Source organism: Bifidobacterium sp. ESL0769 (assembly GCF_029395495.1).
Lineage (GTDB): Bacteria > Actinomycetota > Actinomycetes > Actinomycetales > Bifidobacteriaceae > Bifidobacterium.
In genome coordinates this window covers 1,458,794-1,484,719 of sequence record NZ_CP113918.1, presented here as the reverse complement: position 1 = coordinate 1,484,719, position 25,926 = coordinate 1,458,794, and the positions used below count along the sequence as shown (strand labels likewise).

Sequence of the window (25,926 nt, the reverse complement as noted above, 5' to 3'; positions counted from 1 at the left end):
TGGGTGCTGAGATGCCATTTGTCATTTCCGCGCATTTTCTGATGGATACCTATCAGGGGTCGGATGATACCGGTCAGCCCGAGGCGTATCCATCGCCGGAACGTCTATACAAAGCCCTGGTTTCAGTGGCGCACACCGTATTCGGATTCCATGCTGCTTCATCGGAGAACGAACGACATTTTTTCGAGAGAGACATTGCCGCTGTCTTTCAATGGTTTGAACAGAATCCACCTGACGCAATTCATCTGCCTGGTAAAATGCGTCGCAACAGTCGTCGGAACAGAGATGTCATTGCATACAGGGACAAGGGATATTGGGATAAGGGGCAGAGTGCCAAAACAATCGAAAAAGTCGATGGGCTCCATGATGTCCAAAGCCTCAAGGAGTCAAGGGTGGGTATTGCCACGGCGTACGACGATATCGATGGTAACTTGGTTTGGCAATGGTCAATGGCCCCTGACAAACAGGTCTGTGACACGATTTCGGCATTGTGTTGGGAAGTGCCTTATCTGGGGGAGGCTTGTTCTCCTGTTGTGCTCCATGCCCGTGAGATGAAGGAAGAGAAGTATCCTCTATCCGGATCATTGATACTCGATAAGCAACCGCTGTCGTTGAGGCATGCGTCCTTGAATGAGGAATTCCAGATTCCCGAAGAAGGACATCTGCGTGAGTTGGAAGATGCGTACGCAAAGGTAAATCCTCATCAGAAGGCACGAAAAGTCGCCTTTTCGGAAAATGAGAAGACGGTGGTCTCCAATACGTTGACTCAACATGTGCGCAATGTTGGATATCTACGTCCTGATGCCGAAGACGATTCGTCCAAGCTTCGCGCTCCATGGTCCATCGGGATTTTTATTCCGGTTGAGGTTTTGGACGAAAAGAAAGACCAGTGGAGGCCACGTGAATCACAGTATGTGGCTTGGTGCGTCGCATTGCACCGGCTTCTAGTGCGGTTGGGTGGATTCGGCGTGACACCAGTGTTAACGGGAAAATATGAGCCAGACATCGAACGACCGGCCAATAACGTCGCCATTCAGATATTGCGCGATGGAGATTTGCCAATCGACTCAGATGTGTCGCGGCGAATGGGCTTGCCTGGTTTCCTGGTCATGGTACCGCGGGACGCTGCCGGAAGCGATATCAGCACGATTGTTTCGCTATGTGAATCGCTGCGCGGTCGCCGACTGTACTACTCCAAACATTTCGAGACATTGCGCTTGGGCAAAGCCGTGACGGATATCGATCTATCCCAGTTCTGGGAACCGGTTCGTCCGGGCTTTCGTCGTTTATGGTCGCCTTCGCCTTTCTGTTTGCGGGAAACCAGACCCATTCCGAATGCGGATCCAACCCGACGTTGGAGAGCCCGTGAAGATATAGCGTTGGCCGTGGGCCATGTATGGAGAGACGCTTTCCAGCCAGATTCTTTTTCTTCGAAAGAAGAGGAATATTGGGGCTTCGTCAATGCAGTGCTGGCCGCTGATTCTCCTGTGCGGGTTTCCAAAGCATGGACCGTCGCGAGAACACAAATGGGCGATTACGCACATAGGACTGATTCATCAGTGCCATTGCTTGGCGCGATGGCTTCATTGGATCTGGATTTGAAGACTGAGAGGGAAGTCGCGGCAATTGGACAGAGCCGACATCTGGGTGGCGGATTACTGGTACCCGTCGATTACCCGGAGCGGTTGGCTGAAGATATTGTGCGTGGAGGCGAGCGCCGATGAATTCTGGTATCCAAACTTATGTCGATGAGCGATTTGACCAATTTGTCTCTGCTTTTCATGATGGTCGCGAACCGTATCAGTGGCAAAGACGGCTGATGCATTATGTTCTTGAGCATGCGCAATGGCCGAATGAGATCGCGGCTCCAACCGGTGCGGGGAAAACCATGGTCATGGATATTCATGTGTTCCTCAATGCGCTTGCTGGATTATGCGAGACGGAGCATGTCAAGGATGACGCTGATGCTGAGTTACGGCAACTTGTGGACATGAATATAGCCCATATTCCTCGCAGACTGGTCATCACGGTGAACCGGCGTTCTTTGGTCGACGATCAATACGAGGAAGCGGTGAGACTGGAGAATCTCTTGGAAGATGAGCAAGTGTGTGCTGATTCTCCCATTCTTTCAGAGGTCGCCGAAGGTCTCATACGCCGTGCTGGCATGGTCCGTGACATTCATGGCAATCGCCAACCAGCAGTCTCTTCCCCTTGTAGGGTGACTCGTTTACGTGGCGGCGAGGCCGCGGATAACGTCAAGAATGAATGGCGTTATTACCCGACCCAATGCCAGATTCTTTGCGCCACACCCGATATGTTTGGCAGTCGTCTGCTATTCCGCGGATACGGCATCTCGAAAGCTGCACGACCCATGGAAGCAGGTTTGTTCGCATATGACACCGTTCTGATTCTCGATGAGGCTCATCTCAATAGGCAGTTGGCGCAGACCGCGACCGATGTGTCGCGGTTGGAGGCTTTGCAGAAGAGCAAGGTTGCGGAGTCTGTGTCTCCTTTGCAGGTTGTCCGAACGACAGCGACACCGGTCGACAAGGACGATGTTGAGTCGGTGAAGGTAGACGTTGAAGACTTCCAAAAGGATTCGTATCTTTGTCGTAAACTGACCAGTTCTAAACCTGTTCGTTTAGACAAGGTGGAGTGCTCTGATAAGGAATATGCAGAACATATTGCGCAGCGATGCTTGGAATTATTTGACGCCCATGGCGGTGTTGTGGGCTGTATTGTCAATACGGTGAATACAGCTGGCAAGGTCGCTGATGCATTGGCAGAGCTGCTGCGGAAGAGCGGACAATATGATGTTCATTCGGTCAAAGACGCGATTCGCTGTTTTGTTGGTCCCATGAGGCCATATGACAAGAACCGATTGCAGGATCAGGGCGTATTTTCGGCGTTCTGTGGTGATACGGAACAGGATTCCGCATTGCGATTCGTCATTGGCACGCAGACTCTTGAGGTTGGTATCGATGCGGATTTCAGCGCGTTGGTGACTGAGTTGGCGCCGGGGAGTTCTTTGGTACAGCGTGCAGGACGTGTGAATCGGCGAGGATTGCGCGAAACAGGTCCCATAATCGTCGTCGTTCGCGAAGACGAAAAGAAAAGGAAAGGGGTGTATCGCCAGGAGGATTTAGATCAAGCGCTGGCTTGGTTGTGTTTACTTGGTTCGGATTCCGGTTCGGACATCGACCTGAACGTATGGAATAGTGTGGAGGATCCGGCTCCCATACCCGATTTGGATCGGATGGCGTTGCAGCGTTTGGAAATATGGGATGTCGAAAATCTGTCAAGCACAGATGAACGATTGGCGGCTGAGCATGAGTCGTATGCCCGTAGTCCAGCGGATATCAATTTATGGCTTCGCGACGATTTATCTCCTGAGACTGCCCCTGATATCGGAGTGGTGGTTCGCGATTTGCCAGGGGATGGGGTTAGTGCGGCGCAATTGGTGTCTTTGGCGCCTCCTGTGGCTGAGGAATCATTCCCAATACGAAGTTATGGTCAGCTTAAAGATATCGGTGCTGTCTATACGAAATCTGGGGAAAGAGGGGAGAAGGACAAAGACTTTGGCCCTCTGTTGATTTACCGTCCTTCGGCGGAGGGCAAGCCTGTGGTATGGGATTGTGAAACGTCGCTGGATAAGCTGGTTCAGCCGGGTGACATATTGGTCGTTGACACGTCGGCTCCGCTCTTTAACGGGAATACTCATGTGCTGGATTGCTCCGGAGGCAAGGCCAATCAGACGGAACGAGATGTGTACGACCGGTGTCAAGACTCTGGATGGGTGCTGAAAGCCCAGCTATCAGATAACGAAGATGGATTCTACTGTATCTTGGATAATCTGGACAAAAAACAGGCTGCTATCGATAGCGCGGATACGGAATTCGACAATGACGATTCTGTGATACCGACAATCCAACAAATCGCTGATGAGTTGGGTAGTGCTTCTGCAAGAAAGGTATTTGGGACTTCTTACAATCCTGAGACCAAAATCGTTGTCTACCCAGCGATAAGAACGGAAGCGGAGAGCCATGACCAGCATGATGAAATTTGGCTGGCCATAGAACCACTTGCGAACCTTGACGAGCATGAGTTGCAGGAGATTCGCATTGATGGGACTGGTCGCATTGTGTATCTCAATACACCGGATGGGCATCAGCCATGCGTCGAGAGGCGTGCTTCGGATTTGATGACGATTCTTGGCTTTGATGAGTCGCTTTGTCATGAAGTGGCGGACGCTGGTCGGCATCATGATGACGGGAAAAAGGATTGGCGTTTCCAGAGGCTTCTGCATTATCGGTTCGGAAAAGCCAAAAGCTATGAAGACTCAACGTATCGTGCCAAAAGCCGCTTCCGTTCTGTTGCCTGGGAGCAGCAAAAACGAAACGAGTTGAATTTAGCCGGTTGGCGTCATGAACAGCGTTCTGCGGCGGAATACTGGGCGAGTCCTGATCGAAATCATAGTGGGTACGATACTTGTCTGGTCACTAGGCTTATCGGGACCTCGCATGGGCATGGAAGGTCCGTGTTCAGGGCGTCTGCGGAAACCGTGCTTCCCGGGAGCGTGAAAGAAAAGGATATCAGACTCAATCCAAGTTTGAAGTTGGATTCTGTGGTCGAAAGCGCGCAGGAATTGTTCGACACAGGCGCCTGGCAGACCATTGTCCATCAGACTGATTGGAAATACGGATTTTGGGGAGTCTCTTATCTCGAGGCTATTTTGCGTGCCTCGGATATCACCGTCTCGAAGGAGGGTTGATGGAGTATGGAACTCATATTGAAAGGTAATTGCAATGATGCTTTCGCACACCTCTATTTAGTTGGACTAGCTTCGATTCTTGAGGACGCCGATCTAAGCCACCAACGGGTCTGCCTCATTCGCTGGAAAGATCGTGAGCATGCGGTGTTGAAAAGCAGTGATGACTTATCGTGGCAGCAGTGCGCAGATATCGTCCATGAACACGCGCAGCGTTGGAGCAAATCCTATTGGCTTAATGCGACAGGGGAATATTGGGAATCGCCTAAAGAAGATGATTCCAAGACATCGACGAAGCTCTCCGCTAGGAGAGCTACATTGAGTCCGCGACTCGGTAAGCCGAATACCAGGCAATGTTGGCAGAAGCTCGAGAATGATCGGCATAAAGCCATCGACCAATTGGAGACGTCTCTGGATTATGAGTATATAGGTGCGTTGGGCGAGCCTTCGTATTGGTCAGGCGATCTCACTGACAAAAACTACACTCCCGATTATGGTGCATCGAGTTGGGAGATGGTGGCTCGTAATCGAGGACAAGAATTTATTTCCGGACGTCTGTTGCCTCTTGCCCAGGCTGTGGCCAACCGAAAGGTCGAGAAGGTGCTGAGCGGCTTACGGGGCGATAGTGTGGTCGATGAGGCTGGGAAAGATAACCAGTTGAGCCGTACTCCCACTGGATTGAGGCGACCAAGCAAAACCGATAATGCCCAGGCGTGGTGTGCGTTGTTTGGAGTTGCGGCGTTTCCTCAGTTCAAATCGACCACATTGAAGCGAGGTGCCAAATCAGCCAAGGCGAATCGAGGCGCCACAACTGGATTTTTCAGGATCAAAAGTTCTGGACAATATGCTGTTCTACCGCTTTATGAGCAGTTCTGGACTGTGCAAAAGTACCGTTCCGTCGTGCGTAGCCTGTGGCTGGAACAAGCTGCGATTTGCGAAGTGTGTGCTTCTGAGGAGACGAGTGGTGAAACTAGGGTTGACTCTTTTACGGGCAGAGGTAGCCAGTGGTTGAAGGAACAAGGTGTAGCCCAATACGTGGTGTTTCCACAATACAAATCCAACAATGTCTCCGCTCCAGAGCGATGGCTGCAAAAAGGCGTGATTTTTGATGTTCAGGGAGGCGACTGATGAAACAGGGGACGACCGATCTGATTTTGAATTTATTTGTTGGGCTCAGCAGCTTGAGTGCGTCTGGAAATGATTTTCCTTGAATGTGATAGATATCAGGTTTTGGTGTCTTCAGCAATTATTTAAATGATTAACAACAGTTTTATTCATTTTGACGTTTGAAAATTTCATAGTGATAATTTACAGTTTTGTCGGTTGCGAGCGGTGAATCATTCCGTTTACTGTGGTTTTGTCGCTCGCACCACTTTTGACGCGAACTAAAGTTTTTTCTTGCTTTTCTTTCAATCTGGATGTCGCATTTTTCTTTAGTGTTCGCGATGACTGCCAGGATGTTAATCGCATCAATGCGATAAGTTGTAGCTGTCTCAGGGTTTCAATTCCCTGAGCTTCATTGAGGAGGCTACGATCTGGTCGGTGTGATTGCCACGCAGAGTCTTAGGGCTCTAATTCCCTGAGCTTCATTGAGGATTCGCGCAGCGCTACAACAAGCGTTTCCTAGGAACCGCGTCTCAGGGTCCTAAAGCCTTGAGCTTCATTGAGGAGACATGAACGGAGGCGTTGACACCAGCGGAAAACTCGTCTTAGGGTTCTAACTCCCTGAGCTTCATTGAGGAGGACTGGGCAATGCGCCGGAGGTCATGGCTAACGGGAGTCTTAGAGGTTTAGCTTCCTGAGCTTCATTGCGGAATGTCGTCAGCGTCTTCAGCCTCGTTCATATTCACTCGTCTCAGGTTTTCAATTCTTTTAGCCTCATTGAGGATCCGGTGAGGTGGATGTACTAATCGACATTGATATATCTCGGGGTTTCACTGCTCTGAGATTCATTGAGGAGAGATAGCCAAGCAGGAAAGCAGGGACGCGCTGGTCTCAGAGTTTCTAACTCTGTGAGCTTCATTGAGGAAATTATGTTCCGGTTGACCCCAGCACCAACATGCCCGTCTCAGGGTTTCAACCCCTGAGCTTCATTGGGGATGGGTGATGGTGTAATAGTCAAGCTTGGGATTATGATCTCGGGTTCCAAACCCTAAGCTTCATTGAGGATGCCATGCCGCCGCGAAATGCCAAGAGCCAAGCGAGGTCTCAGGGTTCTAACTTCCTGAGCTTCATTGAGGAAACGGCGAATGGAATCGGTACAACGTGAAATACTGGTCTTAGGGGTCTAATCTCCCCTGAGCTTCATTGAGGACAGCCAATCATCCTGTCAAGGATGATGATGGATTTTTGTCTCAGGATTTTAAATTCTGAGCTTCATTGAGGAGTCCGGGTCGAGCCGAGCGGCCGCGGTCGTTGAACAGGATGCCGTTTTGGGATTTCAGCGCTCTGAGCTTCATTAAGGATCTACTTCGAAACCTGTGGACATCAGCGTGGCGTATATATCAGTACTTTACCGTTCTGAGCTGTAGTGAGGAGATTACAGCAACGCCGAACAAGATGATCTGGCGAACTCTCAAAGTTTCAACCCCTTGGGCTTCATTGAGGATTGGTACGGCAATTTTCCACAGGACGTTCAAGCATGTTGTCTTAGGGCTTGATACTCTGAGCTTATTGAGGAGACACACAGGAGGAAGGTGCTGGTAACAAGGGCACCGTCTCAGGGTTTTAATGCCCTGAGCTTCATTGAGGATTGTAGACCATTTTAGCCATGTACTGGCGGAACGCGGTCTCAGGGTTCTAACTCCCTGAGCTTCATTGAGGGATTTCGGCGCTGGTCGGGTTGGCGTCCTGGCTTACCGTCTCAGGGTTCTAACTCCCTGAGCTTCATTGAGGGCTTGCTGAAACTGTCGGCGCGTGCCGTGTCGCTTATGTCTCAGGGTTCTAACTCCCTGAGCTTCATTGAGGGGGCATCGGTTCCAAACGGGTACTCGACCTGCTCGGGCGTCTCAGGGTTCTAACTCCCTGAGCTTCATTGAGGGTGGCTGCTCAGCTACGCGGCGTTCCTGTTCGTCATAGGTCTCAGGTTCTAACTCCCGGAGCTTCATTGAGGGGAGTACCTTCCTGGCGAGCCCAAAGGCATGCGCCACCGTTTCAGGGTTTTAACTCCCTGAGCTTCATCGAGGGTTCACCAAAGAGGACCTGAAGGATCTCGGAGTGTCATATCTTAAGATTTTACAGTCTTGAGCTCCATTGAGGGTTGACCTGCAGACTGACTTGTTCACGGATGCGGTATCTTAGGACTTTACTGTCCTGAGCTTCATTGAGGAGACCTTGCGGATGTGGTTCGCTGGGAGAGACCACGTCTCAGAGTTTTTACTTCCTGAGCTTCATTGAGAAAAGTTCTAGGAAACGTTCTTCAATGGCGACACTGATGTCTTAGGGTTCTAACTCCCTGTGCTTCATTAAGGAATGCCCATCTGTGCGTACATATCGGCGTACGACGTGTCTCAGAGTTTCAAACCCTTGAGCTTCATTGAGGGACGTCCGCATCTCGTCAGTTCATCGAACACAGCATGTTTCAGGGTTTCGCCCCTCCTTCTGAGCTTCATTGAGGAGGCGACATCATGGACAAAGGCGCTTTCGCCGACACCAGTCTCAGGTTTCCAACCCCCTGAATTTCATTGAGGGGTGATCTACCAAGCCATCGATCCGAATTCTAGGTCATCTCAGGGTTCTGACTCCCTTGAGCTTCATTGAGGAGTCGCTATGCCCGACTCGCGGCTTCGCGCGGCCATAGGGTCTCAGGGTTCTGACTCCCTGAGCTTCATTGGGAGGATTTCTGATATCAGGTTGAGTGTTGGATATTCTCGTTTCTGTTGATTTACGAAATATAGCGGCTGGGAATTAGACTGGAGACATCGTCAATACTCAACTGAAAGGAAGCAACATGGCTGAAGAAAATGGCGAAAAGAAGCCGGAACCGGAGAGCTTTAAGCTCGATCACACCAAGGTGAAGGCACCGTATGTGCGGTTTATCGACACCGAGACGGGCGAGAAGGGCGATGTGATTTCCAATTATGACCTGCGTCTGGTGCAGCCCAACGAAAATGCCATTCCGACCGGCGGCCTGCACACCATCGAGCACACCATCGCGGTGTTGTTGCGCGAGCGCATTCCGGGCTACATCGACTGCTCGCCGTTCGGCTGCCGCACCGGCTTCCACCTGCTAACCTGGGGCGAGCATAGCACCGAGGATGTGGCGAAGGCGCTCAAGGAATCGCTCGAGTTCATCGCTTACAAGGCGACTTGGGACGACGTGCCGGCCACGGACATCAAGAGCTGCGGCAATTACCGCGACCACAGCCTCTTCACCGCCAAAGAATGGTGCAAGAAGATTCTCGACGAGGGCATCAGCTCCGATCCGTACGTGCGCAAGGTGGTCTGATTTGCGCAATTTGCAACCTCATTTTGAGGTCTGCGATTAGCCAAAATTTGAAACGTAAGAGGCACCGGTACAATGATATTCGCCGGTGCCTCTTCCGTCTTGCAGTTCTGTGGCTTGCAGAAAGCGATACCGCTTCAGAGCAAACGATGTGTACTGGTTGATCGCACAATGAAAGATGTGATTAGAAGGCCGCCTTCGTTCAATGATGAAAGACGAAACACCGACGATATGACGACCGGCGTCGGCTGTTGTTGCGATTCTCGATTGTCGGTATCACGATCGCGGAAAGCCTGCGTGTTAGGCTTTCGTTTGGTATTGATAATTAGCATATTTAAGGTAGGCGGTTTCATGAGTGAGCAGCAGTCGGGCGAACGCATTCGGAAGGCGACGCAGGCGGATTTCGAGACCATCCTGCACAACTTTGATCGGGCACGCAAACTCATGGCGGCAAATGGCAACCCGACGCAGTGGGGTACGACCTGGCCGCCGGCCGAGCTCGTGCAGCAGGATATCGACGGCGGCAACGCTTTTCTTTTGGTGGACAACGAGGGCGAGAACGGCTCCGAGCGCATTCTCGCGCAGTTCGCCATGTTCACCGGTTTGGAGCCGACCTACGCCGAAATCGAGGGCAAGTGGCTTGACGACGATGATTACGCCACGATGCATCGTCTCGCCTCGTCCGGTCTCAAGCGCCACAGTGCCAAGAACTGCCTTGACTGGGCGGTGAAAACATACGGCAATGTGCGCTGCGATACGCACCCCGACAACAAGGCCATGCAGCATGTGTTCGAGGGCGACGGGTTCCAGCGCTGCGGGTTGATTCACGTCATGAACATCACCGACAAGCCCGACGTGCGAGTTGCTTATCAGCGTCACGAACGCTGATGCTGCTGGGCAGGTGGCGTTCCCGGTCACTTTTTCTGGCATGTTTGGAGATATCGGATTATCGATATTTTGTATGACAAATTGAGATTGTAGATTTACGATGAGCTGATTCGTTCTGCAAAGTGATAAATTTGCCGGTTGTGTGGCTGTTTTGGCCTGACGTTTGCGTTCGTCAGCGACCCGCGACACAATAATGTCTATGACATTGAACGCATTGGAACCATGGCCGTTTTCATCCGCCCTCGGCAAGGCGAACTACACTGCAGCGCTGCGACGCTACCCGGGGCAGGCCATCGTCGACCTCAAGGCGATGCGCGACAACATGCGCCACTTGGTCGAGGTCGTCGGCGGCCCGAAGTCCGGCACGGCCGTGATGGGCGTGGTGAAGGCCGACGGTTACGGGCACGGGCTCATTCCTTCGGCTTTGGCGGCGCTCGCGGGCGGCGCGACATGGTTGGGAACCGCGCAACCGCGTGAAGCGCTGCTGCTGCGCATGGCCGGCATCGATTCGAGCCGTTGCCACATTCTCACTTGGATGTACAACGGACGCAACGCCCCGCTGATCGAACTCATCGCCAGTGACATCGACATTTCGGTTGGCTCGCTCGACGGCATCGACGCGGTGGCCGCCGCTGCACGCAAGCTTGGCATGCCGGCGCGCGTGCACGTCAAGGTCGACACCGGTTTCGGCCGCAACGGCTTCACCGAGGCCGGGTTCCAGGCCGCGCTCGACAAGCTCGTTCCGCTCGCCAAGGAAGGCGTGTTCGACATCGTGGGGCAGTGGAGCCATTTCTCTGTGGCCGATGCGCCCGACGTCCCGGAATTTGTAGAAGCGACCGATCAGCAGATCGAAAGCTTCAAGCAGTTCACTTCACGGATGGAGAAGGCAGGTATTCCGCCGCAAATCCGTCATATCGCCAATACCGCAGCCACGCTTTCGCGTCCGGAAACGCGCTTTGAACTGACCCGACCGGGGATCGGACTTTACGGGTACGAGGCTGATCCGGCGATGGGCACGCCGTCGAAATATGGGCTGAAGCCAGCCATGACCTTGCAGGCTCAACTGGCCACGGTCAAAAGCGTTGAAGCTGGACACGGGATTTCGTACGGACGCACCTATATCACCGACGTGGCGACCAGCACGGCCATCGTGCCGCTTGGCTATGCCGATGGCATCCATCGCTCAGCTTCCGGGTTCGACGAAGCCGGCGCGAAGCACACGAAGAAGCCGGGCGGGCCGGTGCGTGTGATGACCTCCGAGGGACCGAAGCTGATGCGTGTTTCCGGGCGTGTGTGCATGGACCAGTTCATCATTGATCTGCACGGCGACTCTGAAAAACTCAACGTGCATGAGGGTGATACTGTCGAACTCTTCGGCCCAGGCCGGGGTGAACAGTTCGTGGAGCCGACCGCCGACGACTGGGCGCGCGCCGCCGACACCATCAGCTACGAGATCTTCACCTGCCTGCGCACCCGCATCCCGCGACTCTATCTGCACGCGGCCGAAGTGCTCGAGCCGCAGGATATGAGCAAGCTCAGTCCCAAGACGTTGTTGTGAGTGCTGTGATTACTGCGTTGCTGTGAGTGTCGTGGTGATTATGTTGCTGTGATGTTGTTGATATGAACATTACTTTGATGTGGTTCCAGTGAGTTTGCAGTGATCTTGCTGCTGTGATGTTGTAGACAATATTCTGTGCATGCTATGTTGGGTGGCCGTCGCTTTTGTGACGACCACCCTTTGTTGGCTTTATAGAGAAGGTCGTAAAAAGTCAATGGAGACAAGTCGGCCCAGCGTTTGCAGGAGCGTGATTTGCCGGCGATTTATCTTGCAAAGAGCGCTTGCGATAACTGAGGTTTAGGTCAACGAAACACCCTCGACCGCAATGGGATTGCGTTTCTGTATCCTTAGTTATAGTCTTATTGACTATAAGTGAGAAACAGACGTTTCTATCATCTTCGAGTAAGAGAAGAAGGCGGACAAAACCGATGAATCTTCTGGAACGAGCGCGAGGCGCATTGGTCGGTCTGGCGATTGGCGACGCGCTGGGAATGCCGACGCAAAGCATGTCTCATGACTCCATAGTCAAGGCCTATGGTGGCCCGATTCGCGACTTTCGTGACGCGGTCGACGACCAGCCGATTGCTCCGTCGATGAAAGCGGGTTCGGTGACCGATGACACCGATCAGGCGTTCATTCTGGCCTGCAGGCTTATTGATGATGGCGGCGACCTTGATGTCATGGCCTATGCTCAGGATTTGCTGGCGTGGGAGCAGCGTATGCGGGCCAAGGGCTCGTTGGACCTGCTCGGGCCTTCCACCAAGGCCGCGTTGGAAAAACTTTCGCAAGGCGTGTCGCCGGAACTCACAGGCAAGTACGGCACCACCAATGGTGGGGCCATGCGGGCGGCACCGGTCGGCATCGCGTTCGCGCCCGGTCAGGATTTGTGCGCTGCGGCGCGTCAATCCTGCATCGTCACGCACAACACTACGCAGGGGATTGAGGCCACTACGTTGGTCGCCGCTGTGGTGAGTTTCGGGCTCGAAGGCGGACAGCTCAGAGACAACATGCGCAAGGCGATTTCCCTGGTGCATGGGATGGGCCGGCTCGGCAATTGGAGCGCCAAGGCTTCGGTGGCTGCGAGGGTGGAGGCGTTGATCGACTACCTTGATTCTCCGTCCGGTCGGGTGGTTTGCCGCGAGGATGATGACTTTGCCGCATTCCTTCGCGATATCGTCGGCACCAGCGTTGAAGCCAACGAATCGGTTCCCGCCGCATTCGCCATAGCCTACAGGTTCGCGGGCAGACCGTTCGGAGCCTTGTGTTTCGCGGCGTCTCTGGGTGGCGACACGGACACGATGGCCGCGATGGCCGGTGCGATGCTGGGCGCTGCTTACGGGCCCGATACGTTCGGCGAGGAACGGGTACGGAAAGTCGAGAAACTGAACGTGCTTGACGTGGACGGCGTCGCGTCCGGGCTGGTTGCGTTGAGAAACCGTGATGCACGATGAATGCCGTTGACCATTCGACCGAATTATCACACTGTGATAACAGTCTGAAATCGGATAATTGCTTTCGCCGTGGTTCTGTGATTTCGCTCGGACAGGCGATAGTGGACGTCTCGATGCAGATTGACGCCATCCCAGACCCTGGTGAGAATCTTTTCGCGAATCATAGCCAGACCGCGGCCGGCGGTTGCGGTTTCAATGTGCTATACGCAGCTCGGGAGATGGGGGCAAGAGCTTCTCTCGGTTCCGCATTGGGGAATGGCCCTTGGGCAGATGTCATCAAAAGCGCGCTCTCGCAAAACGGTATCAAGCATACGGGCATGAACCTTGAAGGAGAGGACTCCGGTTTCTGCGTGGCGCTGACGGACAACCACGCCGAACGCACCTTCATTTCCACTCGCGGCGCCGAATGCCATGTGCCGAAAGCGGCTTTCGACAGGATCCATCCCGGTGAAAGCGACGTGGTTTATCTCAGCGGCTATACGTTGGTTTCCGGGACTTGCGCTGCTCTGTTATCGTTTTTGGATAAGACTCGGCAACAGCGATTTACCGCGGTTTTCGATGTCTCACCTGTCATTGACGAAGTCGATTCGGCGACGTTGGAGCGGATGATTGAATATCGGCCGATATGGACGTGTAACGAGAGCGAAGCCGATTTACTGGCGCGCAGGTTGGGAATAGAAGAAGCCAGGCCGGATTCCGCTGATTTGGTACAGCATGATGCTGTAACGAAGGGCCGTTCGCTCAATAATCACGCAATGAACGTTGCTTCAATTAATGGTCGTCCCCAAAATGAGGCTTTGGCAGAAAATCTTGCTGGCAGAACCGCGGAAATGTCGTCCTTGCAATGCCAAATTCCAGATGAGTCCAAGCGCTATACACGACTTGTGCAGGCATTGAATGCCCCTCTTATCATTCATTGTGGTTCTCAGGGAGCTTGGCTGTGTCTGCCTGGTTCTTCTCCACAGCTGATTCCCGGTTTCCCGGCCCAGGCCGTGGATACCAATGGTGCCGGCGATTGCCATACCGGGGTGTTGTGTGCGTCGTTGCTGATGGGTATCGACTTGCGCGAGGCTGTGTCGCTAGCCAATCTTGCCGCCTCGATTTCGGTCGAAAGCCGAGGTGCGGCCACGTGCCCGCCCTCGCCACGCATCGTGCGAGACGTCCGTTTCAAAGAAGTACTTCTGCGTGATTACACACGGCTATTGCTCAGCAGATTGCCGGGCAAAGAGAAACAGGAAGGTAAATTATGAGTGATGAAGGGAAAAGTTCGTCGCTGAGCGTCGAGGAACAAGGCATCGACGTCATCGACGAATCCGAGCGCAAAGGCAAACCCTCGAGCCTGTTCTGGCCTTGGTTCGCGGCCAATATTTCGGTGCTGGCCATGTCGTACGGTGCTTGGGCGTTGGGCTTTGGGATCTCGTTCTGGCAGGCGGCGGTTACCACCATCATCGGCGTGGTGGTCTCGTTCCTGTTGGTCGGTATTGTCTCGATTGCGGGCAAACGCGGCAACGCGCCGACCATGGTGATCACCCGCGCCATCTTCGGCGTGAAAGGTGCGAAGGTACCGGCCGCGATGTCGTGGATCGCGACGCTGGGCTGGGAAATTTCGCTGACGGTGACGGCGGTACTTGCGATGGCCTCCACGTTGCAGAAGCTGGGCATGGGCTCCGGGCCAACGGCCAAGATCATCTCGGCTGTCGTGGTCGTCGGGCTTGTGGTGGTGGCTGGCATCTTCGGCTATGACCTCATCATGAAATGCCAGCAGGTCATCACCATCGTCACCGGAATCGTGACCGTCGGTTTCTTCATTCTGGGCTGGGGCAGCATCGATTTTTCAAAGATCGGCAGTGCTCCCTCCGGCGGTCTGCCGGCGATGCTCGGCTGCTGCCTGTTCGTGATGACCGGTTTCGGCCTGGGCTGGGTCAATGTGGCTGCTGATTATTCGCGTTACCTGCCGCGTAATTCCTCCAATACGGGCATCGTGGCATGGACCACGTTCGGCGCCTCAGTTGCCAACGCTCTGCTGATTATCTACGGGCTGCTGCTTGCCGTCTCGAACGGCTCGCTGTTGAAACACGTCGGCCTTGACCCGGTCGGTGCGATGGCATCGATTCTGCCGACGTGGTACTTGGTGCCGTTCACCTTGGTGGCTGTGCTTGGGCTGATGAGCGGGGCAATTATGGACAACTATTCCAACGGTCTCGCTCTGCTTTCCTTCGGTATCAAATTGCCGCGTACCGTCGCCGCCGGGCTTACCGCAGTCCTGACCGTGATCGGCGTCATCTACGTGACCTTCTTCTCCGAGACCTTCATCGGCCCGTTCCAAGGATTCCTGATTACGCTGGGCGTGCCGATGGCCGTCTGGGCTGGCATGTTCGTGGCGGACGTGCTGATGCGCAAGCGCGATTACGATGGCGCGGATCTCTACAATCCTGCAGGCCGTTACGGCTCATGGAATGTCAAGGCACTGGTGATTCTGGTCGTCGGCACAGTGCTCGGCTGGGGTCTCGTGGTCAATTCGTCAGCGAGCTGGCTGAGCTGGCAGGGTTACCTGCTTTCTCTTTTCGGTGGCAAATCCGGCATCTGGGCGCAAGCCAATCTCGGCGTCATCGTGGCGCTCGTGGTAGGTCTGCTCGGAACCTTGATTTTCCAGCGTGGTGACATCAAACGACAGGAAGGAATCAACTGATGATTGACAAGGATGAATGGCTGGTGGTCGTGGACCGCCAGAAGGTGTTTGCACAAAGCGATTGGTCAGATTGGGCATGTGCCGATGGCACTTACTATGCCACCGACGAACCGTTCAAACAACTCGCCAAAGCGTACGGCGAACGGGTCGTCTATACCCGCTATATCGCGCCGGACAAGCCGCAGGACGCGTGGATTGACTACTTCAAGGGCTGGCCGCAGTTCCTCGTGCCGCCGGACGATCCGATGTACGACTTCACCGACGAAACTGCCGAGCTTGCCAAAGGACATCCTGTGGTGAGCAAGACAACGTTCGGCAAGTGGGGGACGGAGCTCAAGAACGCGGTTCAAGACGCCAAGAAAATCGCGGTGTGCGGAGTGGCGACTGACTGCTGCGTGCTCCAGACCGCCCTGGCCGCTGCGGATGATGGTGTCGCTGTCCGGCTGGTCGAGGACGCGTGTGCGGGAAGTACTCCCGACAACCAGAAACTGGCCATCGAGACGATGGAACTGTTCACGCCGCTGATTACCGTAACCAACACCAAGGAATTACTGGGCTGAATGTCTGCGTTGTTGCTGATATCGCTGCCGCATATGCGATGTGGGCTATCATCGGATACATAGTGTCAGGTTCGATTGGCGATATTCGCAGACGTGCGGGTGGCTTCGCTTATTGAAAAAGGGGAGGCGCGTGATGGAAACGGCAGATGGTGAGGAAGTGCTGAGCGATGAGGGCTACGATGCCTTCGACGAAGAACGTTGGGCTCCCGAACCGCCGAAATCCCAGTCCCGCACCGCCTTCCAGCGCGATCGTGCACGTCTCATCCATTCCTCGGCGTTGCGCCGGCTTGGCGCGAAAAGCCAGATTCTGGTGGCCGGAACCGATGATTTTGCACGCACCCGACTGACTCATACACTTGAGGTCGCCCAGATTGGTCGTCAGATCGGTTCGATGCTCGGCTGCGACCCCGATGTGGTCGATTGCGCTTGCCTCGCCCACGACCTTGGCCACCCGCCTTTCGGACACAACGGCGAACGTGTACTGGCTGACATCGCCTCCGGCATCGGTGGCTTCGAGGGCAACGCACAGACCTTGCGGTTGCTGACGCGGCTGGAACCGAAAATCTTCCATGAGGACGGACGTTCGGCCGGTGTCAACCTCACCCGTGCCTCGCTCGATGCGGCGGTGAAATATCCATGGACGCTTGCGGAAGCTGCGCAACACCCGAAAGGGGAGCGGAGCCTCAAATTCTGCGTCTACCCGGATGATGTCGACGTGTTCAACTGGCTCAAAACGGGCGCTCCGAAAGATGCCAAACCGATGGAATGTCAGGTCATGGACCTTTCCGACGACATCGCCTACAGCGTCCACGACGTGGAAGACGCCATTGCCACCGGCGCTTTCAATCCGCTGGCTTTGGCCGATTCTCGGGTGCTCGACGGCATCGTAGAGGCCACCCGCGAATGGTACGGGCAGCAATGGGACCCCGATGAGCTGCTCGAAGCGTTGCACCGTCTGAAGAAGCAGCATATGTTCCCCTCGCATTTCAACGGTTCGCGGCAGGCGCTGGCCCAGTTGAAGAACATCACCAGCTCGCTGATCGGTCGGTTCGCCGGTTCCGTCGAACAGGCAACGCGTGAAAAGTATGGTCAGGGCCCGTTGACGCGTTACAGCGCCAATGTCGTCATCTCTGACGAGACCAACTACGAAATCGTCGCGCTCAAAGGCATCGCCGTCTACTTCGTCATGGCGCCACGTGAACGCGAGCCCTTGCACGATCAGGAACAGCAGATTGTCGCCGATCTGGTCGACGTGCTGATGACAGATTCGCCGCGGCCTTCCGATGCACTCGAGACCGTTTTCTTGGAGGATTGGAACGAGTCCACCAACGATGACGAACGGCTGCGCGTGGCCATCGACCAGGTGGCGAGTCTCACCGACGGCTCCGCGATGACACTGCATTCCCTGATTTGCTAAATGGCAGGTGATTGCTCTCATGCACCGCGCGCGGTAAGGTGAACAATTATGGCTGGAATGATTCTCAAACAGGACGTGGAAAAAGTGCGCGCCACGGCGGACCTTTACGATATCGTGTCGTCGACGGTGACGCTCAAGCCTTACGGTAGTGGTACTTTCATGGGCCTGTGCCCGTTCCATGACGAGAAAACCCCCAGTTTCAGCGTCCGTCCTTCGCTCGGCGTGTGGCATTGCTTCGGTTGCGGACTCGGTGGCGACGTGTTCGGCTACGTGGAGCATAAGGAGAACATCGACTTCCGCGAGGCCGTGGAGCTTCTGGCTGATAAATACCATATCGAATTGCATTACGAGAAAAGCGACGGCAGCCGGGAGGAACATCACGGTTCCAAGCGTGCCCGTCTGCTTGAGGCAAACGAGGAGGCGCAGCGTTACTTCGTTTCCCAGATCATGACGCCTGAGGCGCTCGCGGCGCGAAAGCTTTTGGGCGGGCGTAATTTCAGTCAGGTCGATTGCCAGCGTTTCGGTTGCGGTTATGCTCCGAAGGGTTGGGACAATCTTGTCCGGCATCTGGCCGGCAAAGGTTTCACCCAGCAGGAGATGCTGGATGCCGGCCTTGCACGTCAGGGACAACGTGGCATCTACGACTATTTCCGGGGCCGGGCCACATGGCCGATTCGCGATTCCACAGGGCGTACGCTCGGTTTTGGCGCCCGCAAGCTTTACGACGACGACAACATCAACTCCAAGTACATCAACACTCCTGACACGCAGCTTTACCGCAAGACGCAGGTGCTTTATGGCATCGACCTTGCCAAGTCCAGCATTGTCAAGAAGCGTCAGGCCGTCATCGTCGAAGGCTATACGGACGTGATGGCCTGCCATCTGGCCGGTATCGACACGGCCGTGGCCACTTGCGGCACCGCGTTCGGCGAGGATCATGCCAAAATCATCCGTCGCCTTATCTCCGACGATTCCTTGGGTGCCGTTCAGTTGGTCGGTCCTTTGAATGTCGAAGGGCAATCCCTAAGCTCGCGTATCGTCTTCACCTTCGATGGCGACGCGGCGGGGCAGAAGGCCGCCATCCACGCTTTCGGGCTGGATTCGGCGTTCCTTTCCCAGACCTTCGTGGCCGTTGCCGACAACAATCTCGACCCCTGCGACCTGCGTATCCAGCAAGGCAACGAGGCGGTGCGCTCGCTGATCGAACATGCCAAGCCGCTTTATGATTTCGTTATTGACACTGCCATCACGCGTTTCGACACGTCGTATACCACCGGCCAGATGGGTGCGGTGAAGGCTGCGGCCCCGCTGATCGCGCAGATTCGCGACCGTTCCCTGCTCGATATCTATACTCGCAAAGCGACCCGCCGTATCGGCGTGGACCTTGACATCATGCGCCGTGAAGTCAACAACGCCAGGCGGCAGCTGCACGTACGCGACGATGATGCTTACGCTCCCAAACGTCGGGGCGGCGGTTTCGAATCGCGTAACCGCAGTGACGAAAACCGGTATGCGAATCCTGCTGCGCGTAAGGCCTTGCAGCACCGTGATGCTTCCGATCAGGCCTATTTCCGTGTGGACGATGCAGTGTTCATCTGCGAACAGCAGTTCATGGCCGTGCTCATCCAGGTGCCACGAGCCATCGATGTCAACTCGTTTGCCAAGCTCACCCTCGCCGATTTCATGACCCCGGTGTTCCGCACACTCTTTCAGGCAATCGCTGCAGCAGGTGGGTTGCCGGATAGCAGTACGCCGCAAGGGCTATGGATGCACAACCTCACCAAGGCCGGCGGTCCGATGCTTGAGCAGGTCATCAACGAGCTGGCCGTCATGCCGCTGCCGTTGCCAGGTGGCGATGACCAGAATGGCAATGCCAACGGCGCTAATGCCGGTCAAGCGGGTGCCAATGGTACGGATCCTTCCAATTCCGCCGCTTCCCAGCTTCGCACGCCCACGCAAGAGGAGCAGCGCTACGCTGCGGAACTCACCGCACGACTGCTCGATGTAGGCTACATGCGCCGTATCGGCGCCGCAAAACGTAAGATGGCGCAGATGCCCGACGGCGAGGAGAAAATCAAGATTCTGGGGCAAATCACCAATATGGAGGCCGCCAGAAAGGATTTGCAGGCGCAGGTTTACGGCAATGCTGTGGCCTGAGCATTGCACTGTTCGCGACACGACAAGCCGCAGTAAATTTCCACAACTTTTTTTGATGAATTCGGTCGCTTTTCGTTACCTCAAAAGAGGCCAATAAAATCTAGGAATTTTCTTCTCGATTTTCGTATTGCAACTCAAAATGGTCGCTGGAAGCCCGGTTTTTCGTACTTTTCTGCTCCAAAATACTCATACAATAAGAATTAAGAGAACGAATAAGCGCTTGCTGCAAGGCAAATTTCTTGCCGGTATGCCTTTTCGTTGACCGTTGTGTCGGCCTTGTGTGGATAGGGAAACTGGATGATCGAGACGTTTGGGTGTGTCGGGCGAGCATGTCACCTTCCGATTGGACTGCTTCGATGAGACGCAGTATTGATGTCGTATATTTCCGATTGACGGCTTGGCTGGTGTATTGATGCGCAAGTGGATCGTCAAGGAACTGAAAAACGACACCATTTTGGTGGTGGCGACGATACTCGCCATCATCTCGTGTTTCATCGTTCCACCGGATCGTCAGTATCTTGGCTATATCCACCTGAATACCATCTCGCAGCTGGTCTGCCTTATGCTCGTGGTCTGTGGCTTCCAGCGCATCGGCGTGTTCCATATCATCGGCACCAAGCTGCTCGAGCACGTGCATACCGAGAGCGCGTTGGTGATCGCGCTGGTCTCTCTGACGTTCTTCTCGGCGATTTTCATTACCAACGACGTCTCCTTGGTCACGTTCATTCCTTTCGCGATTTCTGTTTTGGTGATGGCGAAAATGGAGGACAAGGCCATTCTGGTGGCCACGTTGATGACCATCGGCGCCAACACCGGAAGCATGCTCACGCCGGTCGGCAACGCGCACAATCTTTATCTCAAATCCGTCTCCAAGATGCCGACTTCGGAGTTTCTTGAAGTAATGGGGCCGTTTTCGTTTGCGTCTGCGATCTTGCTGCTTATCGTCATTCTCGTGGCGTTCCGTCGTCGCAGCAGTCAGGCTGATTTCGCAAGTCTCGGGCGCAAAGGCATTGAGCAATCGCTTTTCGCCCCGCAAAGCGAGCAGCAGCCCGACGAGGTTCGTGTGCTCAATTACGGCGCAGGTTACGGCGGTTGGCGTTCGATTGTCTACGTCGTCCTGTTCCTCATCTGCATCTTTACCGTCGGCGGCTCGATTCCGCTTTGGCTGATGTGTCTGCTGGTGTTCGGCGCGTTTCTGGTCTGCGACCGTCGCGCGTTCTTGAAGGTTGACTGGACCCTGCCTCTGACCTTCGTGATGTTCTTCATCTTCATCGGCAATATGCGCCGCGTGCCGGAGTTCTCAAATTTCGTGGCCTCAATCGTCAACCAACACCCGATGGAAGTCGCCGTCGCCTCGAGCCAGCTCATCAGCAACGTGCCCACTTCCATCCTGCTTTCTGGCTTTTGCAGCCAGTGGCGCGAGTTGATCATCGGCACGAACCTGGGCGGGCTGGGCACGCTGATTGCCTCGATGGCGTCGCTGATTTCCTATCAGCAAATCGCCCGCAAATACCCCGACAAGAAGGGCCGTTATCTGCTGGTCTATACGGTTGTCAACGTGCTGTTTTTGGCAGTCTTGCTCGGTCTGGCGCTGATTATCAACTGATTAAAATATTCTCAGTTTCAAAAGTCTCTTTACCGGTTTTGCCGGAAGCACTGATTATTCACTAATTAATTAGAATCGCCTAGCAGGGCAATGAATATTTTGTTGTCCCGGCACTTGTGATGCTCTGCAATTCGCCTTTGTCTGTCAAGCTTTCAAGCGCATTGATGATTTCTCCGGAATCAGTACCCAATTCGGTTTGGATTTGCTTGAGGCTCATGGCTTCTTTCCGCTCCGACAATAGGTGTTTGGTGATTTGCTCGAGTGTGTCAATCTCGAATTGATTCGTTTCCAGACCAGTCCTCCATTGCCGCAATTGGGATTTGACACTATCGGGCAGCTCGGCCAATGTTTTCGAATCGACATTGCCATTGAGGAGCTGCCAGACTTTGTTGCTTGCGAAGACCACGGACGAAAATGGAGTTACGGCAAGCACTTGACCTCCGACAAGAGCTTCTGTGGGGTTCGTGGTGAAGAGGTGCGGGCTGCCCAGAGGGAACGTATAGCGCTTGGCTTTGCCGGAACCAACGTCCGGATTATCGTTACCAGGATTTTCTGTTTCGTTTCCCGATTTATCTTCATTCTCATCGTTGTCGCGCGACTCCGGCCAAGCGGAATCGAGTACTGGCTTGGGCAGGATCATCGCTACAGAACCTGGGCCGACGCGAAGTTGTGGGCTGGCAAGGCTCTGCGAGTAGGCATCGAGGATGCGTTGCACACCGGTTCCGTAGTTCTCACTCAAGTGCAGGGCTTCGAATATGTCGGCAAGCAACGGATTGCGGGACTCGCTGACCCCATTGAGCAAGTCATTGACCTCGAAACCGTCGACCAGACCACCGGGTGAGACGATTTCGATGCTCGAATCGAAGATGCTGATCAGTATCGGACCGTTCTTGTCGTAATCGCGATGCAGAACGGCGTTGACCAACGATTCGCGCAGTGCGGCTTCGGGCCAAGCGTTGTCGGGGTTGTGCCGGTTCAGAAACATCATCGTGGCGTCGATCTGGTTCAAGGCGGAGCCAGAAACGTTTTGCCGTTCGGTCAGATTTGCCTTGGTGTCGCCTTCGAACACGGCGCATTTGACGAGATAGGGGCATTGGTCGGAAAGCAATAGTGCGGTGTTTGTAGCCTGTTTCTCGGCATCGAAAAGGTGCAGCCGCATCAGGTTTTCGTCAGACCACTCAAGTCCTGCAGAAGCGAACGCCGGCTCTGTGTATTCAAAGGTCAAATTCTGGTTCATGCTCAGGCGTTGGTCAAAGGGCAGCGTAGCGGGAAACGTCTCGGCAGTTTGCCAAGCGTCGTTGTTATCAGCGTTCTGGGGCGTCTCGTTGTCCGAATCCATGTTTTGAGTTTATCGTCTGTTTGCGACACAGATTCAAGTTTTCCATTGCAATTCCGCCATATTTTGGCACTTATATGATTGCCATATTGTTCATCCGGATTCTTTTGAATAGTGTCAATTTTCATATCGGCTGTTGATTTTTAATTCGGTATTTTTCAAACAGCTAGGGGAAAACAGTGACTTTCGGCACGGGGCATGGTCTCTTGAAATATGTGACGATAAAAATATGGAAAACGAAAACATCACAAGCTATGCAACACAGGCGTATCCCATACAACAACAGACAAGAATCAAAGAGGTTTTACGGGCCGAAGGTCTGGTCCGTGATTTTGGGTTCAAGCTGGGGCCGATTGACCTGACGGTTCGCGAAGGCGAGACGGTGGCGATTATCGGACCTTCGGGTTGCGGCAAGTCGTCGCTGCTGCGGGCGATGGCTGGAATGGACAAGCCCACCCGAGGCACAGTGACATTCGATGGCAAGGTGCTGGCCAAGCTTGGCGAGAAGAAACTGGCCCAACTGCGTGCCTCGCGCTTCGCATTCATTTTCCAGGACTACATGCTACTTGAGAACCTGACCATAGGGGAGAACGTGGCATTGCCCGCCTCGATTCGCGGCGAGCGAATGGGTGATGACGAGATGTTGCGTGCTCTGGCATGCGTCGGTCTCGCCGACAAACCGCTGAACACACCCGTCACCAGTCTTTCCGGCGGACAGCAGCAACGAGTCGCCATTGCCAGGGCGCTCGCTATTGGTGCCGATGTGCTCTTCGCCGACGAGCCGACCGGCAACCTCGACCCGAAGGCACGCGATGAGGTCATCGAAACCATCCGTGCTTCCATGCAGGCCGGACTCAAGGCGGCGCTGATTGTTACGCACGACCCAGTGGTCGCTTCATCGGCCGATCGTGTGGTGCTGATGGCTGATGGTCAGATTGTGCGCGAATATGGCAACGGGCTTTCCGCTCTGCAAATCGAGGATTTGTTGCTGGGAGGCCGCGATGAGTAAGCCCAGAACCGAGAGAATGAAGAATGTGAACCGTACGGATGTCGAAGTCGGTCTACGTAATACGGTTGGCATGAGCGGCGCAGGCATTACGGGGGCTGGGGCGCGAAACAGTGTCAGAATGACCGGCGTGCACATCGTCTCCTCGCTCTGGCGGGGCAACAGACGCTTGCAGTTGCTCAACGGTGCAGCGAACATGGCGGCGATGACACTGATATTCGTGCTCGCATGGGCTGTGAACTCGGTTCCCAGTGTGGCCGGTGACTTGGGGACGTTTCTGGTCTTCATGGTTGTTGCCGCAGTCCTGATTGACAAGACGACCACCGACCACGCCTTCATCACCAAGTGGGACGACCTGATGCGTTTGAGAATAATGGGTGCCACTCCTCGTTGGCTGATTCGGGCAATGATCGGCGTGCAGTTGCCTATTGCTCTTATTTCTGCGCTTGGCGCGTGCGTACTTGGTGTGCCGGGCAACGCATTGTTCTACTTCCTCTTCAGACTCATCGGCACTGATGCGGTCAAGCGCACCGGTTTTGGATTCTTTAACGCGGTTTGGCAGACCGTCCTGATTTCCTTGGTTTGCGCGATGATTTCCGCTTACTTTTCCGGCAGGAAGGTCGGTAAATCGCGACTGGTGCTTTCCGCCGTCCCGGAGCGTACGATAAGGCGGAGTGTATATACCCGGTTCTCCAATATTGTCCGCAACTTCATTACCGTGGCCATGTTCGTCGTCGGTATCGGCTGGGGTATCGCCTCTTCACGCTCCAACAGCGATGCGGCACAGATGGGTAACGGTGTGATGCCGATTTTGGTCTGTTGGGGTATCGCCCGACTGGCCAAACCGTTGCTGCGTGCCATCGGCGGTGGCATCAGCAAGCGGCTGCGCGGCCGTTCGTGGGCGGACATCGCCCTGCGTGATGTGGCGGCGCTCAAATCCATGTCGATTTTCAGCATCACTGTGGTGGCCGTGGCCGTATTCGTGTTTTTCTATGGGTTGCAGACCTTCCAGGACCATGCTGCCAGCACCTCGTTGCACGCGATTTTCGATGGCACGTCGGTGATGGAGACCAAACAGGCAGGGAAAGCCGGCACCGAATATCTACGCTCAGTGGCAACCAAAGCCGATTCCCGCGCATTGGTGCTGTCGCCGACCACGCAGGTGAGGTATCTGTACTCCGATTCTGGTGGTTGCGACAAACAGATGAAGGAAGATCTGGCCGAAGGCTATCCGTTGGGTGAAGGCCTCTCTTCGGTCATCGATAGCGGTTCGCTCTCGGATTTTATACCGGTCGGCGCGAGGCAAGGCGACGTGGATGCCCGCAATGGCGTGGTGTCGGCGGGGGAAAGCAAAATCGGCCAACCAGTCTGCATAGCGGGAGCGGACGGTCACTGGCATCGCAGCAAAGTCACTTCCGTCATACGAATGGGCGGCGGAATGACCGGCAATCTCTATGTACCTCGTTCGCTTAACCCAATGGAAAACCATCATGGCAGCCGCATGGCAATCATTCATAAGGACTGTACGGGCCAGGCCCGTATGTTGGCGTCAGATAAAGGTGGTTCTGTGAGCGTTTCAAACACTGCGGATGTCATCGACCAGCTGCCGTTTGGTGCGGTGTCTCAGCGCGAGTCCGCGGGTGGCAACCGAGTCGGTGTATATTTCTTCGTCTACCCGATTCTGCTCATTTCGGTGGTGGGTTTGGTCTCCGTGGTCGCCAACGATGCGGAATCGCGCCGTCGCGAGGTCAGAGCTGCTTGGATGATTGGTATGAACGAGCGACAGTGGGCTATAACCGGCTGTATTCGTACAGGTATTGAGGTCGGTACGGCAGGACTGCTTTCGATGGTGGCTGTCGCCATTTCCGCCAATCTCACCGAGCAGCCTAGGCTCGCCGGCTATTGGCATGCGGCGCGGGTATATGTGCCATGGCCGCAACTAGGCATGATGGCGATTGCGTTGCTGATTGTCATCGGCTGCGGTGGTTTGCTGTATCGTTCGGTTTATCGTGGCGTTGTCCGGAACAGTGGCCGATGAGTCTCGGT

The 25,926-nt window shown here is 54.6% G+C and carries 16 protein-coding genes and 1 CRISPR repeat array; of the genes, 15 read left to right on the top strand and 1 reads right to left on the bottom strand.

Annotated elements, in window-relative coordinates; translation table 11 throughout:
• Positions 1-11 precede the first annotated feature (11 nt).
• The 13 genes from csb2 to OZX72_RS05950 all read left to right on the top strand — a co-directional run bounded on the left by csb2 (position 12) and on the right by OZX72_RS05950 (position 21,538).
• On the top strand, positions 12-1,724 hold the full coding sequence (csb2, locus tag OZX72_RS06010) for a type I-U CRISPR-associated protein Csb2 (RefSeq protein ID WP_277157774.1): 1,713 nt from the start codon (positions 12-14) through the stop codon (positions 1,722-1,724).
• Positions 1,721-4,771, top strand: coding sequence for a type I-U CRISPR-associated helicase/endonuclease Cas3 (cas3u, locus tag OZX72_RS06005; protein ID WP_277157773.1), 3,051 nt, complete (start codon positions 1,721-1,723; stop codon positions 4,769-4,771). The genes csb2 and cas3u overlap by 4 nt, the downstream gene beginning before the upstream one ends.
• A 6-nt stretch (positions 4,772-4,777) precedes the next feature.
• Entirely contained in the window at positions 4,778-5,896 is a 1,119-nt protein-coding gene (locus OZX72_RS06000) for a hypothetical protein (protein ID WP_277157772.1), read from the top strand.
• Between the two features lie 1,517 nt (positions 5,897-7,413).
• Positions 7,414-7,954: direct repeats of the CRISPR family, unit length 36 nt; unit sequence GTCTCAGGGTTCTAACTCCCTGAGCTTCATTGAGGG.
• A 763-nt stretch (positions 7,955-8,717) separates the two neighbouring features.
• Positions 8,718-9,215: an S-ribosylhomocysteine lyase gene (locus OZX72_RS05995; protein ID WP_277157771.1), complete on the top strand. Its 498-nt coding sequence runs from the start codon at positions 8,718-8,720 to the stop codon at positions 9,213-9,215.
• A 441-nt stretch (positions 9,216-9,656) separates the two neighbouring features.
• Positions 9,657-10,100, top strand: a complete 444-nt coding sequence (locus tag OZX72_RS05990; RefSeq protein ID WP_277159384.1) for an N-acetyltransferase — start codon at positions 9,657-9,659, stop codon at positions 10,098-10,100.
• Positions 10,101-10,299: 199 nt separating this feature from the next.
• Positions 10,300-11,658 carry an alanine racemase gene (alr, locus tag OZX72_RS05985; RefSeq protein WP_277157770.1) on the top strand — a complete coding sequence of 453 codons (1,359 nt, stop codon included), beginning with the start codon at positions 10,300-10,302 and terminating at the stop codon, positions 11,656-11,658.
• Between the two features lie 428 nt (positions 11,659-12,086).
• Complete coding sequence (locus OZX72_RS05980; protein WP_277157769.1) at positions 12,087-13,109, top strand: ADP-ribosylglycohydrolase family protein; 1,023 nt, start codon at positions 12,087-12,089, stop codon at positions 13,107-13,109.
• Between the two features lie 77 nt (positions 13,110-13,186).
• A complete protein-coding gene (locus tag OZX72_RS05975) occupies positions 13,187-14,359 on the top strand; it encodes a PfkB family carbohydrate kinase (RefSeq protein WP_277157768.1) in 1,173 nt (390 codons plus the stop codon).
• Complete coding sequence (locus OZX72_RS05970; RefSeq protein WP_277157767.1) at positions 14,356-15,798, top strand: cytosine permease; 1,443 nt, start codon at positions 14,356-14,358, stop codon at positions 15,796-15,798. The genes OZX72_RS05975 and OZX72_RS05970 overlap by 4 nt, the downstream gene beginning before the upstream one ends.
• Entirely contained in the window at positions 15,798-16,358 is a 561-nt protein-coding gene (locus OZX72_RS05965; RefSeq protein WP_277157766.1) for a cysteine hydrolase, read from the top strand. Before OZX72_RS05970 ends, OZX72_RS05965 begins: the two co-directional genes overlap by 1 nt.
• Before the next feature lie 133 nt (positions 16,359-16,491).
• Complete coding sequence (locus tag OZX72_RS05960) at positions 16,492-17,775, top strand: deoxyguanosinetriphosphate triphosphohydrolase (protein ID WP_277159383.1); 1,284 nt, start codon at positions 16,492-16,494, stop codon at positions 17,773-17,775.
• Between the two features lie 48 nt (positions 17,776-17,823).
• Positions 17,824-19,932 (top strand): DNA primase, encoded by a 2,109-nt coding sequence (gene dnaG, locus OZX72_RS05955; RefSeq protein WP_277157765.1) that lies wholly within the window; start codon positions 17,824-17,826, stop codon positions 19,930-19,932.
• Positions 19,933-20,344: 412 nt separating this feature from the next.
• A complete protein-coding gene (locus tag OZX72_RS05950; RefSeq protein ID WP_277159382.1) occupies positions 20,345-21,538 on the top strand; it encodes an SLC13 family permease in 1,194 nt (397 codons plus the stop codon).
• Positions 21,539-21,617: 79 nt separating this feature from the next.
• Here OZX72_RS05950 and OZX72_RS05945 read toward each other — a convergent pair whose 3' ends face one another.
• Positions 21,618-22,877 (bottom strand): ATP-binding protein, encoded by a 1,260-nt coding sequence (locus OZX72_RS05945; RefSeq protein ID WP_277157764.1) that lies wholly within the window; start codon positions 22,875-22,877, stop codon positions 21,618-21,620.
• 226 nt (positions 22,878-23,103) lie between these two features.
• Here OZX72_RS05945 and OZX72_RS05940 point away from each other — a divergent pair, with 226 nt between their 5' ends.
• Positions 23,104-23,883, top strand: coding sequence for an ABC transporter ATP-binding protein (locus OZX72_RS05940; RefSeq protein ID WP_277157763.1), 780 nt, complete (start codon positions 23,104-23,106; stop codon positions 23,881-23,883).
• Entirely contained in the window at positions 23,876-25,918 is a 2,043-nt protein-coding gene (locus tag OZX72_RS05935) for a hypothetical protein (RefSeq protein ID WP_277157762.1), read from the top strand. The genes OZX72_RS05940 and OZX72_RS05935 overlap by 8 nt, the downstream gene beginning before the upstream one ends.
• The last annotated feature ends 8 nt before the right edge of the window (positions 25,919-25,926 follow it).